This is a genomic window from Thalassobacillus sp. B23F22_16, assembly GCF_043496955.1.
GTDB lineage: Bacteria > Bacillota > Bacilli > Bacillales > Halobacillaceae > Thalassobacillus > Thalassobacillus devorans_A.
Genome location: NZ_JBIEKD010000002.1, coordinates 118,815 through 131,644, shown reverse-complemented (window position 1 = coordinate 131,644; position 12,830 = coordinate 118,815). Strand labels below are relative to the sequence as shown.

Here is a 12,830-nt window from a genome sequence, read left to right as displayed (position 1 = left end):
GTCATGCGCCTCCAAACAGTTGCATCAATCCTCTCATCGTAGCAAGCATCGTTTCGAACAAGTTTTCAATTAACATCATGAAAATTCCGATGGATAAAAATAATACAATGAATGCGACGAGAATTTTCAAAGGAAGGCCGACGACAAATACATTCAATTGTGGAACGGTACGTGCGACGATTCCCAGTGCAACATCTACCAGGAACAAGCATCCAACCACAGGTACAGCCATCAAAAAAGCAATGATGAACATCTGGTTGAATGCCTGAATGACAAAGGCAGCAAAATTACCATCCGATAACGGCAGCCAGGACTGCATTGGTATCAATTCATAGCTGTAAAACACCCCGTCCAGCATCAGATGGTGACCATTGACGGCCAACAAGAACAGCAAGGCAAAGGTATAAAGATACTGGCCGATCAACGGACTTTGTGCACCTGTTTGAGGATCGATGACATTGGCGATAGCAAACCCCATCTGGAAATCGATGAACCCTCCTGCAATTTGGACGGCAGCTAAAATGATGTAAGCAATCAGACCGATCATCAGGCCGACCAGCGCTTCTTTTAGAAGCAAAAGTACAAAGGTGCCATTAGGCAAAACGATGGGAACATCGATAGTAAAGAACATCAATAGCGCCAGGAAAAAGCTGAAGCCTATTTTATGCTGCGCGGGTACATTTCGATAGGAAAAGAGCGGCAAGGTAACGAAAAAAGCAGTCACCCGTACCAAAACAAGTAAAAATGCAGGTATGCTTGCCAGATTGATTGTTTCCAGCATACTTTAACCTACCAATATATTAAGATTTCTAAAGATATCTGCCGTGAATTCCACTACCTGGGTAAGCATCCATGGCCCAAAGAAAATAAGACCAAGAAGAACAGCTACAATCTTCGGAATAAAAGCAAGTGTCTGTTCCTGTATTTGAGTGGTAGCCTGGAAAATACTGACCAGCAAACCGACCCCAAGCGCCAAAATCAATAACGGACCTGTAACCATCAAAATCGTATAGATTCCTCTTTCCGCCAGTGAGATGACCATTTCACTGTTCATTAAAGCTACCTCCTGTCTCTAAAACCCTTCCAGTAACGAGTGGGTAATCAAATACCAGCCATCAACCAATACAAATAAAAGAATTTTGAATGGCAGGGAAATCATGACTGGCGGCAGCATCATCATCCCCATCGACATCAAGACGCTTGCCACTGCCATATCAATAACGAGAAATGGAACGAAAATCATGAACCCCATTTGAAAAGCGGTCTTCAGTTCACTGATGGCGAATGCCGGGACAAGGGTTGTCATCGGGATGTCCTGGATCGTATCCGGCCGTTCCATTTGAGCATAATTCATAAAAAGAGCCAGGTCTTTTTGCCGTGTATGCTTTGCCATAAACTCCTTCATCGGTGCCGCGGCTTCTTCATAAGCTTCGTCCAGCGTGATTTCTTCATTGAACAATGGCTGAAGCGCTTGATCGTTCACTTCCTGTAAAGTGGGAGACATTATGAAAAAAGTCAGGAACAACGCTATTCCTATCAGGACCTGGTTAGGAGGCATCTGCTGAGTAGCCAGTGAAGTTCGGACAAATGACAATACGATTAATATACGCGTAAAACTTGTCATCAATATTAAAATACCTGGTGCTAACGAAAGTACTGTAAGCAGCAAAAGGAGACGGACAGCTGTAGAAACGTTCTCCGGATCTGAGCTGGAAAAGATCTCTACGAATTCATTCATCGTTTTGTTCCTCTCCCCGCTTTTTGTTATGTAAAAGCTGGTTACGTTTATCCTTCAGGTCCCCCAGCTCTTCCTGAAACAATTGTTGAAACTGAATGGAAGAGGATGAATCTTCATAAGGAGTACGTTTGTCTTTCTTCTTTGGAAAGAACCGCGTGAAAACCCGCTGATCCATTGACGACTCCGGTTCCGATTTTAATAGCTCCTCTTTTGTATGTTCATCTGTGATTTCTGTAATCATTTCAACATTGTCTCCTACTCCAATTACCAAGACACGACTCCCGATACGAACAACCTGAAGGGAACGGCTGGGACCTAACGATAGACCACCGATATTTTCGAGTTTACGCGTTTTCTGGAATAACTTATTTCTCCGATTAAAAAACTTCAGGAGACCGTAAATTAATCCAAGGACCAACACGAGTGAAAATAGTAACTGGACAAGATTCCAAGCCATTGAACCATTGGCTGTGCTTATTTCGTGCGATTGACTATTTTGGTTAACCGGTGATTCCGTGGACTTTGTCCCCGCTTCCTTGCATCCTTCCAATTCAGGGTTTTCTGTACAATCAATCACCGAAGGGGTCGCCATTACCGGAGTCAATGGAAATGATACCAATAGGAAGAGGACCCCAATCATGAAAATCATTCTATTTATAAACATAACAGCCTCACTTCTTCACTTAATCTATTGCTTTTTGAACTGCTTCGACCACGCGTTCCGCCTGGAAGGGCTTAACAATGAAATCTTTAGCTCCCGCCTGAATCGCTTCGATGACCATCGCCTGCTGTCCCATTGCTGAACACATAATAATTTTTGCGTTCGGGTGGTTCTGCTTAATCACTTTCAGAGCTGAGATTCCATCCATTTCCGGCATCGTGATATCCATAGTCACTAGATCAGGGATAATCTCTTCGAATTTTTCAATGGCTTCTTTCCCATCCTGTGCTTCCCCCGCTACGACATATCCGTGTTGAGTGAGGATATCTTTTAACATCATCCGCATAAATGCAGCATCATCTACAATTAAAATTTTATTAGCCATACAAAACCTCTTCTCTATCCTATCATTTAATCTTTTTCAAGCGATCCTTTGGGCTTAATATATCTGTTACCCTTACACCGAAATTTTCATCAATGACAACGACTTCCCCTTGGGCAATCAGCTTATTATTGACATGGATATCAACAGGTTCACCTGCAAGCTTGTCAAGCTCTACTACGGAACCGGAAGATAATTCTAAAATATCCTTTATCGTGCGTTTTGCTCTGCCTAATTCCACCGTTACCTTTAACGGAATATCGAGCAGCATATCCAGGTTCCGCAGCTCTTTCAATACAGGTGGCTGCGTACCAAAATCAGAAAACTGGGCGGATTGAATCTCCGCTTCCTGCTGTTGGCTACCATATGTACCTAATAACTGGGAAGGCTGCTGTTGCTTATCTTCCTCCGTTAGCTCATGGCTGAAAGGCGTATCTCCGTCCTGCTCCTTACCTGGATAAGAAACACTGCCCTGAGTTGGTACAGACCTTTCAGAAGAAGAGTCATGTTGCAGCAGGTTTTCCACCAAATCTTTCGCAAAACGATAAGGAAGCAATTGCATGAAATTAGAATCTATTAAATTGCCAACCTTCAGATTAAAGGAGATTTTGACGAGGATGTTTTCGTCAGGAATATAATCTAATCCTTCATCTTCCGGGAGATCGAGCATATCAATTTTTGGAGGTGAGATATCTACCCGCTTTTCAAAAATAGTTGACATGCTTGTCGCTGCGGCTCCCATCATCTGGTTCATAGCCTCCTGGACAGCACTCCTATGCATGTCTTCCAGCTCTGTCGGAGGAGTTGTTCCATCCCCACCCAACATTAAATCGCCAATAATACCTGCATCATCTGTGCTGATGATTAGTAAGTTATCCCCTTTAAATCCTTCCGTATAGGTTACTTTGATGGCAACATGGGGCTGAGGGAATTCTTCGTGAATCCGCGCCTTGTCTATTACCATCGTGGAAGGTGCCGTGATTTCCACCTTTTGTTTCAATATGGTGGACAATGCGGTGGCCGCACTGCCGAACGAAATATTTCCAATTTCTCCCAAGGCATCCCTTTCCAGTTCGGTCAGAAAATCTCCTGTGTTCATCCGGGGTTTTGAGGCAGCAGGTTTGCTTTCTCCAGGTTCATCACCCATATTACTTCCATTGAGCAGTGCATCTATTTCATCTTGCGATAACATATCATCATTCATCATTGTCTTCGTCCCCCCCCTTTGATTTCTTCCAAAACCTGGACAGCCATTTTTCTCCGCTTCTTTCCTGGCTGAACATAAAACTTAGGTTCTTCATCAATACACAGAAGAAGTGGGTCACTAATCAGCTGATCCAGCTGAATCACATCATCCGGCTTCAGCTGGATGAATTCTTCAATGCTGACCTCTGCTTCCCCTAATATCGCTTTCGCTTCAATTGTTGTTTTTTCCAAAGATTTTGAAAGTGCCTGGTACTCTTCCGGTTTACTTTCCGTCAGCTGTTGGTTCTGCATCCAATAATGGACGGAAAGCTTTGGAATGATTGGCTCCAGAACGACATGTGGAATACAAATATTGACCATTCCAGTCGTTTCCCCAATTGTCATATTCAAAGAAATGATGACCACCGTTTCATTCGGTGAAACTAATTGAAGAAACTGTGGATTCACTTCAAAATCTTCCATTGTCGGTTCCACTTCTACTATGGAACTCCAGGCCTCTTGAAAGTTCTCCGCAGCGTGCTCAAACAATTGCTTCATAATTGTCGTTTCAATTTCCGTCAGATTATCAACTTTGTTAAAACTGGCACCTCTTCCGCCTAATACTCGATCCAGCATGGCGTATGCGATATTCGGATTGATTTCAAACAGAATTCGGCCCGCCAAGGGCGGAAGGCTGAATATATTCAAAATTGTCATTTTAGGTATGGAACGGATGAATTCTTCATAAGGAGCCTGGTCGACAGAAGCGACCGTTATATGTACATAGGTCCGGAGCTTTGCAGAAAAATAAGTAGTCAAAAGCCTCGCAAAATTTTCATGGACTCGTGAAAGGCTCCTTATCTGATCTTTAGAGAAACGGAGCGCACGTTTAAAATCGTAAACCCTGACCCTTTTTTCATGCTGTTCTTCCTTTAATTCTTCCGCATTCATCTCTCCGGTCGAGATTGCGGAAAGAAGTGCATCAATTTCATTTTGAGAAAGTACATCTTCTGCCACTAGTGTCACCTCCGTTCATAAACAACTGATTTTTTTATTGCAAAACTTTTTGAATCGTATAGACTTCAGTAACCTTGCCTTCTGTCATCATGGCATTCAGTTTCGTTTTCAAACTGGCCTCTAACTCATCAAGGCCGCTTTTGAACTCGCTGACTTCCATGGCAGCCAGCTCTTTAATTAACACATTCTGTAATTGAAAATCCCTTTTTTGCAATTCTTCATGGGCGCCTTTACTGTCCGTCACGATTCGGAATTGGATGCGGACAAAACGGTTGTCCTTTAAATCAGTAGTTATCTCTTCCGTTTCATAAGAGGTCTCGATGATATCATCGATGGATCGTTTCCCCTCTGCCTGTGGCTGCTCTCCCATATTCAAGACCAGTATAAGTGCTACGATTCCGAGAACAGCAACACTTGATAAAGAAATAACCATTGTTGTGAGCAGTTTGGAACTCATTCTTGATCTCCAGCTCCCTTCCATTGGCCTGTGAGCCCGATGTCCTGATAAAACCGCTTCATACGAGCGACGATAATTTGTTCTTCTTCCCGGACCACTAATTTTTTGCCAGTCGTGGTGGTTATGGTGGCATCCGGACAGGACTGGATTTGTTCTATGTACAACGCATTAAGTTGAAATGTTTCCCCATTAAGCCGTGTAAGTGTGATCATATGATGGAGGACCCATCTTAAATGAATCCTCCTTTCCTCCCTTATATTAACGCTTCAAATTGACCAATTCCTGAAGGATTTCATCTGATGTTGTTATGATTCTGGTATTAGCCTGAAACCCACGCTGAGCGGTTATCATCTCGGTGAATTCTTCCGAAAGATCGACGTTAGACATTTCCAACGCACCAGCGACTGTTTGTCCCGCCCCGTTTTCCCCTGGTGTCACAAACTCGACGAACTCACCAGAGTTATTAGTAGCCCGGTACATATTAGAACCGATTTTTTCTAACCCATCCGGGTTTGAAAAATTAGCCAGTTGGATTTGTCCAGCCACTTTGGCTTCATTATCCTCTACAAAAGTAACTGTTCCGTCACTCTGAATACTAAAGCTCTGCGCAGTTTCAGGGATAGTGATTTTCCCTGATTCCCCAACCAAATATTGGCCGTTTCCGCTGACGATATCTCCATTTTCATCGAGATAGAAATTCCCGCCTCTTGTAAAGCTCAAGGGGGTATTCATAACATTACCTTCACCGGTCTCTGAGAGCACAAACATACCGTCCCCTTCAATCGCAAGGTCCAATGGTCGTTCTGTTGACTGACGATTACCTTGTGTATGAATGGTATCTATTGTCCCCAGTTTTGACCCAAGGCCGACCTGAGAAGGGTTGACACCCCCACGCCCATTGTCTGCAGCTCCTTGAGCCCCGCTGATCGTTTGGCTCATCATTGCCTGGAAGGTAGTCCGGCCTTTTTTGTATCCATAGGTGTTGACATTAGCTATATTGTTTCCGATCGTATCAAGTTTTGTCTGAAACCCTTTCATTCCTGAAATTCCACTGTACATTGAACGTAGCATGCAGCTGACATTCCTTTCTTTTTTAAAAGTTTTCAAACTGCTTCAATCAGTCAGCAGTTCCTACGGCTTCCCTTACTGGGTCCAGCCTACTCATCCATTAAAATCGTGCCATTAATATTTGAAAATATTTTTGAAGAAGCTTCGTTACGGTTCATCGCAGTTATAACCGTGTTATTTTTGGTACTGACTAGTAAAGCCGCCTCTGGAAGCAATACCAGTGAATCGGTAATTCCCTTTTTTTTCGCTTCTTGCATCTTTTCAGATAACCGGTCCCATTGCGCTTGGGAAATCACGATATTTCTTTGTTGCAATCGTTCTCCGGCATGCTTACTTAATTTGACTTGCGTGGCATCTGCCAGTACATCTTTGAAAGAAATGCTGCCCGTATCGGAAGTCTGCTGCTTATTAACCTTAGGTAAGGGCATCGGTTGATGCAGCTGATGGATGCGAGGTTCCATATAATCCCCTTTCTATACATCACTCGGCAACTGGCTTATCCGCAAAACGGACTGGACATCGACTTTCGTGCCATTCTCCATTTCCAGCCAGGTTTCACCATCTTTTTGGCTGACAGCTGCAACCACTCCCATTTCTGTTTCAGATTCACCTTCCACAGGATAGGACACTTCTTTTCCAATGAGGGAGCTATACTGTACTACTGGTACAAATGACTGGGAGTCTGCCATTTTTTCCATTGCTTGTGACATATTCATCATCTGCTCCAAACTGGAAAAGCTGGCCATTTGAGAAATGAATTCCTTATCCTCCATTGGGTTCATTGGGTCCTGGGTTTGCAGTTGTGTCATTAATATTTTTAAAAAGTCATCCTTATCTAATGTTGCACTTGTGGATCCCCTGGTTGGCTGCTGGGGTAAATTAAGGGATGGATCTATCTTTGTCATGGCTATCACCTACACTTTCTCATTCACCAATATATCGTGAAAGCTTTCCTTATCCTCCTCCTTGCTTCCGTCAGAATTTTGCTCTCCTGAAGGATGTTTAGAATGAGAGTCGCGTTCCTGGCCGCTGAATGATTGTTCTTTTGATTGGAATTGCTGTTGTCCAGGATGCATATCTGATTTCTCAATGACAACCTGTTGAGGGGAGAACATATGTCGAAGCTGCTGGATATTCCCTTCCAGCATTTCTTTAGCCGACTGAGAAGTTACGAGAATCTTAACAGCCATTTCTCCATTCAATTGCGTCATCTTTACTACTACGTCACCTAAGTTTCCAGGCTTCAACTTCAGTTGCATTTCCATTGCGCCAGATTTTAAATGTTGCAGGTTACTAGATTTTATGGCGCGTTCAAACGCGTGCATCAGCTGCTTTTGCACCCCTTCCGATGATTGGTTTTGGTCCAGCCGAATCATAAATTGTTCTACTTTGGAAAGTGGTCCGGCAGAGACAGATCCCGGTTGTGTACCAGATAACTCATTCAAGTTGTATTTGTTAATCGCCTGTTTCAGCCATTTGCTCATATCTTTCGCCGTGACTTGTGACTGGGAGTGGTAAGCTGCGTTTGGCATAGAAGTGCGTGATTGATACCATTTGATCACATCACGTAAAGCCCGATCACCCTCGAGGGTTTCAACTTTCTTCCAAACGGCAGGTTCCTGTAACTTACTTTGCTGCGTCAATAGTTCGAGTGATTGAAGCAGCTTTTTCGCTATACCTCCATACGCACTAACTGAATCAGTACCCGCCTGTTGTAATAATTCTTTGATATGTATGAGTAATGACTGAATATCTCTCGGCATTACTTTTTCTTCACTGGTCTGGATTAGTACATCTGATTCAGCAATGATTTTGCCTGTATCCTCTTCAGAACTGACATAAAAACCGCTGTTTTCAAGGTCGGGTGGGAGTTTCTCTATTTGAAGCAGTTCCACATCTTGTGCAGTGAGCACCAAGGAAGAGAGGGATCCATTGTCTTCCTGCAAGTAGTCCAGCACCGATTGCGGCAATTCCTTCACAACCTCTGAAGCATCGGAACTCCCTTCTCCCTCTGTTTTTACTATAGTTGAGGTAACATACTCCTGCTCCCCTTCTCCAGCAGAAAAGCTATTCGATACTAACTGTGCAAAAGTTTGAGCTGGACCACGAGGGCGATGCTGTGCTGTTATAGAACCGCCTGGTAAGGAAGATGTTGATTTTATAAGACTCGCTTCCATCCTATTTCACCTCCTTTCAAGAATCAGAAAGATTATCAATTTCCATTTGTGAGTAATAGACTGGTTAACTTGGCAGCATCTTTGGGCTCCATTTCTCCTAAGATAGCTCCTCTTTCGTTGGCGGAAAGATTAACTAGCACGGTAACTGCAACCGGCTGATCTAAATTTTTGATGATAGCGGCTGCTTGTTCAGGATCTACTTCCCGGAACGAAGAGGAAATTTGCTTAACCTGAGCTTCTTGTTCTTCATCCGTATCTTCTGCTTTTGTTAGTTTGGCTTCCAGATCACCAACCTGATGTTCCAATTCATCAATGTTGGCATTGAGCCCCGCTTTTTCCTGTTCCAGCTGCTGAATCTTGGCTTCTTTTTCATCCAGGGTATGTTGTAATTGACCGATCAGCTCTTCCTGTTCTTTTTCATCATCTGTAGGGAATACCGAAGAAATCACCGGCACATCAGCGGCATGCTTCGAAGCCCAATCGCCGACATTTATCCCTGCTATCGTCATGACTATCCATGTTAAAGCAATAGCGAATAAAGCAGGAATGAAGATGACAAAGAAGAACCACTGGACTTTATTCGTTTGTTTTGATTCTTCATCATACGTTTTTGCCATGATCTCACCTGTTTCTTTCTAATAAAAATTGACGCAGCGAAAGCTCATCCATCTGCTTTTTCTCTATTTCCTTCTGACTGTCTTGCCACTGTTTCACTTTTCTATCAATCAACTTATCGAACTTTTTCACTTCTACATGAGCCTCTGTCATTTTCCTTCGGCAGTTCTCCATGTAACTTCTCGCCTGATTGACCTCCGGCTGCAGTTGCACTATCTGTTGGTCCAGGCGTGTAATATAATGCTGCAATTGAGCAAAATGGTGAGCAGTCAACGTTTCACCTGTTATCTTTTCATGCAGCTGCTCCTCGGTTTCTTCTTTCTTTTTCAAAACTCGATATAAATGTTCTGCTATCTCTTCAAACTTCTTTACAGCCTGCTGGTAAGTTTCCTGTGCTGCTAACTTATCATTCTCATGAACATCCCTGATTTTATGAAAAGCTTGTATACTTGCCACCCTTATTAACCCCCGCTATTGAACTGTTTAAACTGGTCCAAGGTGTCAAGAAAAGGTGCTGATTCATGGGTACCTTGCCTTAAAAAATCATTGATAGTGGCATTAGCCTGAATTGCTTCATCCACTCGTCTGTCCGCACCAGTTTTGTAGGCACCAATCTGGATCAATTCCTTATTTTCCTCGTAAGTGGCAAGCAGGTTGCGAACCCGATCAGCCGCTTGTTTGTGGCTTTCATCAATTACCTGGTTCATCACTCTGCTTATGGATTTCAGGACATTGATAGCAGGAAAGTGATTCTGTTCTGCCAGCTTTCGATCTAATATGAAATGACCGTCTAATATCCCCCTGACCGTATCAGCGATCGGCTCATTCATATCATCTCCGTCTACGAGGACGGTATAAAATGCTGTAATTGTTCCCTGGTTACTTGTCCCTGTGCGCTCTAACAGTCTGGGCAGGATGGCAAAGACGGAAGGGGTATAGCCTTTGGTAGTAGGAGGTTCACCTGTAGCCAGCCCTACTTCTCGCTGGGCCATTGCCACCCTTGTCACTGAATCCATCATTAAATTGACCTGATAGCCCAAATCCCTGAAATATTCACTGATAGCCGTCGCTGTATAGGCACCTTTGATTCTCATCAATGCAGGCTGGTCAGAGGTAACTGCAACAATGATCGATTTTTTCAATCCTGCTTCTCCTAGATCGTTTTCAATAAATTCTCTGACCTCTCTTCCTCGTTCGCCAATAAGAGCAATCACATTAATGGTGGCGGAACTGTTTCTTGCAATCATTCCCATCAGTGTACTCTTACCGACACCACTACCCGCGAAAATGCCAATGCGCTGTCCTTTACCAACGGTTAGAAGCGTGTCGATCGCCCTTACGCCAACCTGCAGTGGTTCTTTAATGGTAGGCCGTGACAATGGAGAAGGGGGATCCTGGTCGGTGGGATAAGAACGAAGGCCTTCAGGCAGAGGCTGATTATCTAATGGCTTTCCCAAAGCGTCGACAACCTTCCCAATTAAACCAGTCCCTGTCTTGATAAGCAGAGGAGCACCTGTAGCTTCTACCAGGCTGCCTGGTTTAACATCTTTCACCTCTTTAAAAGGCATCAATAGGATATTCTCATTGTGAAAGCCGACCACTTCCGCTTTTATCTTTTTCTTACTGGGGGAGTGAATGAGGCAGACATCGCCAATCGACGCTTCCGGTCCTTTTGACTCAATCATCAGCCCTACTACCCGATGAATTCTGCCAAAACGTTTATATGTATCCATCTGTTCGATAGCCGTGAGGAGTTTTGCCTTATTCATCTGAGTTTCCCTCATTATTAAATTCTTCAAGCTGTTTCCTCAACTCTGTCAATTGGCTGTCAATGGAAGCGTCGATTCTTCCGAATGGCGATTCGATCAGACAACTGTAGGGATCGAGTTGGGTATGGGGATAAATGGTGAGCTTGGATTTACTGGAAATAAGAGGTTCCAACTCCTGCTTTTGTGTAAGCAGCAGAGAATATTGCTCAGGATGAACCGAAATTATAATTTCCGGTTGATCTTGAACTTCCGCTATTACCCCTTTCACAAGGGACATAAAACTCTCCGGGCTATGTGTGAGCTGCTGGCATATTACTTTTTCAGCAGCCTGTACCGCGATATCCAGTATGTCCGTTTCGCTGGATGCTAGAATCTGTTGATATTCCTCTTTTGCCTGGTCGATTACCAAGCGAGCCTTCTCAATATGCTGAGCGAATTCCTCAAATCCTTTATTTCTCCCCTCTTTTAAACCCTGTTCGAATCCATCCTTTCTGGCATCTTCTGCCAATTGGACACGTTCCTGCTCCCAAATTTGTTTTTTGTCGTTTATTTCTGCTTCCGTATTTCTTAACAGGGCCTCTGCCTGTACACGGGCAGCGTTTCGTTCTCGTTCTGCTTCTTGTAATTTCCTTTCTATCTCTGTCTCCAGGTTCAGATTTTGCGGTTGGTTCTCCTGACCTTGTTCCTGTTCAGAAGCTAATACTGGTCTCAGACGTATAAGACGTGATTTAGCTTCAGATTTAAATTCAGACAATAATATCGTCACCTCCACCACGGGCAATTACGATTTCACCAATTTCTTCCAATCGCCTGATGACTGATACAGTACGTGTCTGGGCTTCTTCTACATCCTTCAAACGTACCGGCCCCATGAATTCCATTTCCTCTTTAAAGTTATCAGCCATTCGCTGGGACATATTGTTAAAGACAACCTCTTTCACTTCTTCGCTTGCTACTTTCAGCGACAGACGCAGGTCATCGTTTTCCACCTCTCTGATTACACGCTGAATGGCACGATTATCAAGCGTGACAATATCTTCGAAAACGAACATCCGTTTCTTGATTTCTTCTGCCAGTTCCGGGTCCTGGATTTCCAGTGCGTCGAGAATGGTTCGCTCTGTACTTCGATCGACGCCATTCAGCACTTCCACTACCGCCGGGATTCCACCCGTCTGAGTATAATCCTGTGTCCCTGTAGATGATAAATGCCGCTCCAGGATTTGTTCTACTTGATTAATGACCTCTGGGGAAGTCGAATCCATTAAAGCTATTCGTTTGGCAATATCCGCCTGCATTTCCTGGGGGAGCTGTGATAAGATTTCAGCAGACTGTGCTGAATCCAAATAGGATAATACGAGCGCAATCGTCTGTGGGTGCTCATTCTGGATGAAATTTAAAATTTGATGCGGGTCTGCTTTCCTCGCAAAGTCAAACGGCCTTACCTGCAAAGTAGAGGTGAGTCTCCCGATAATATTAGAAGCCTCGTTTTCTCCCATCGCTTTCTCAAGCACCGTTCTTGCATAACCGACCCCGCCCTGGGTAATGTAATCCCGCGCTAAAGCAAGCTGGTGGAATTGTTCCAGAATGGCTTCTTTTTGTTTCGCATCGACCTTCTGGACAGAAGAGATCTCCAGGGTCAACTCTTCAATTTCTTCTTCTGATAAATGTTTGTATACTTGTGCAGAAACATCTGGTCCGAGAGAAATTAAAAGAATCGCTGCTTTTTGTTTCCCCGTCAATGTCTTTCTTTTAGGCATCTAA

At 43.8% G+C, this 12,830-nt stretch carries 18 protein-coding genes; all 18 read right to left on the bottom strand.

Going from position 1 to position 12,830, the window contains the following annotated elements:
- Position 1: 1 nt before the first annotated feature.
- Complete coding sequence (gene fliR / locus ACGTNI_RS03235) at positions 2–781, bottom strand: flagellar biosynthetic protein FliR (RefSeq protein WP_085508308.1); 780 nt, start codon at positions 779–781, stop codon at positions 2–4.
- A 3-nt stretch (positions 782–784) separates the two neighbouring features.
- Positions 785–1,054 (bottom strand): flagellar biosynthesis protein FliQ, encoded by a 270-nt coding sequence (fliQ, locus tag ACGTNI_RS03230; protein WP_085508306.1) that lies wholly within the window; start codon positions 1,052–1,054, stop codon positions 785–787.
- An 18-nt stretch (positions 1,055–1,072) separates the two neighbouring features.
- Positions 1,073–1,738, bottom strand: coding sequence for a flagellar type III secretion system pore protein FliP (gene fliP, locus ACGTNI_RS03225; protein WP_085508304.1), 666 nt, complete (start codon positions 1,736–1,738; stop codon positions 1,073–1,075).
- Positions 1,731–2,402 carry a flagellar biosynthetic protein FliO gene (locus tag ACGTNI_RS03220; RefSeq protein ID WP_085508302.1) on the bottom strand — a complete coding sequence of 224 codons (672 nt, stop codon included), beginning with the start codon at positions 2,400–2,402 and terminating at the stop codon, positions 1,731–1,733. Before ACGTNI_RS03220 ends, fliP begins: the two co-directional genes overlap by 8 nt.
- 19 nt (positions 2,403–2,421) lie before the next feature.
- Positions 2,422–2,784, bottom strand: a complete 363-nt coding sequence (locus ACGTNI_RS03215; protein ID WP_085508300.1) for a response regulator — start codon at positions 2,782–2,784, stop codon at positions 2,422–2,424.
- A gap of 22 nt (positions 2,785–2,806) precedes the next feature.
- Positions 2,807–3,985, bottom strand: coding sequence for a flagellar motor switch phosphatase FliY (gene fliY / locus ACGTNI_RS03210; RefSeq protein WP_394460156.1), 1,179 nt, complete (start codon positions 3,983–3,985; stop codon positions 2,807–2,809).
- Positions 3,985–4,983 (bottom strand): flagellar motor switch protein FliM, encoded by a 999-nt coding sequence (gene fliM, locus ACGTNI_RS03205; protein WP_394460020.1) that lies wholly within the window; start codon positions 4,981–4,983, stop codon positions 3,985–3,987. Before fliM ends, fliY begins: the two co-directional genes overlap by 1 nt.
- A 34-nt stretch (positions 4,984–5,017) precedes the next feature.
- Positions 5,018–5,440, bottom strand: a complete 423-nt coding sequence (gene fliL, locus ACGTNI_RS03200; RefSeq protein WP_085508295.1) for a flagellar basal body-associated protein FliL — start codon at positions 5,438–5,440, stop codon at positions 5,018–5,020.
- Positions 5,437–5,652 carry a flagellar FlbD family protein gene (locus tag ACGTNI_RS03195; RefSeq protein WP_085508293.1) on the bottom strand — a complete coding sequence of 72 codons (216 nt, stop codon included), beginning with the start codon at positions 5,650–5,652 and terminating at the stop codon, positions 5,437–5,439. Before ACGTNI_RS03195 ends, fliL begins: the two co-directional genes overlap by 4 nt.
- A 46-nt stretch (positions 5,653–5,698) precedes the next feature.
- Positions 5,699–6,511 carry a flagellar basal body rod protein FlgG gene (flgG, locus tag ACGTNI_RS03190; RefSeq protein WP_085508291.1) on the bottom strand — a complete coding sequence of 271 codons (813 nt, stop codon included), beginning with the start codon at positions 6,509–6,511 and terminating at the stop codon, positions 5,699–5,701.
- A gap of 86 nt (positions 6,512–6,597) precedes the next feature.
- Positions 6,598–6,969 carry a TIGR02530 family flagellar biosynthesis protein gene (locus ACGTNI_RS03185; protein WP_085508289.1) on the bottom strand — a complete coding sequence of 124 codons (372 nt, stop codon included), beginning with the start codon at positions 6,967–6,969 and terminating at the stop codon, positions 6,598–6,600.
- Between the two features lie 12 nt (positions 6,970–6,981).
- Entirely contained in the window at positions 6,982–7,413 is a 432-nt protein-coding gene (gene flgD / locus ACGTNI_RS03180) for a flagellar hook assembly protein FlgD (protein WP_085508287.1), read from the bottom strand.
- A 9-nt stretch (positions 7,414–7,422) separates the two neighbouring features.
- A complete protein-coding gene (locus ACGTNI_RS03175; protein ID WP_085508285.1) occupies positions 7,423–8,685 on the bottom strand; it encodes a flagellar hook-length control protein FliK in 1,263 nt (420 codons plus the stop codon).
- 35 nt (positions 8,686–8,720) lie between these two features.
- Positions 8,721–9,302, bottom strand: a complete 582-nt coding sequence (locus ACGTNI_RS03170; protein WP_394460016.1) for a MotE family protein — start codon at positions 9,300–9,302, stop codon at positions 8,721–8,723.
- A gap of 4 nt (positions 9,303–9,306) precedes the next feature.
- Positions 9,307–9,756 (bottom strand): flagellar export protein FliJ, encoded by a 450-nt coding sequence (gene fliJ / locus ACGTNI_RS03165; protein ID WP_176224029.1) that lies wholly within the window; start codon positions 9,754–9,756, stop codon positions 9,307–9,309.
- Positions 9,757–9,761: 5 nt separating this feature from the next.
- Positions 9,762–11,069, bottom strand: coding sequence for a flagellar protein export ATPase FliI (gene fliI, locus ACGTNI_RS03160; protein ID WP_085508278.1), 1,308 nt, complete (start codon positions 11,067–11,069; stop codon positions 9,762–9,764).
- Complete coding sequence (gene fliH / locus ACGTNI_RS03155) at positions 11,062–11,823, bottom strand: flagellar assembly protein FliH (RefSeq protein ID WP_176224028.1); 762 nt, start codon at positions 11,821–11,823, stop codon at positions 11,062–11,064. Before fliH ends, fliI begins: the two co-directional genes overlap by 8 nt.
- Positions 11,816–12,826 carry a flagellar motor switch protein FliG gene (gene fliG, locus ACGTNI_RS03150; protein WP_085508273.1) on the bottom strand — a complete coding sequence of 337 codons (1,011 nt, stop codon included), beginning with the start codon at positions 12,824–12,826 and terminating at the stop codon, positions 11,816–11,818. Before fliG ends, fliH begins: the two co-directional genes overlap by 8 nt.
- Positions 12,827–12,830 lie beyond the last annotated feature (4 nt).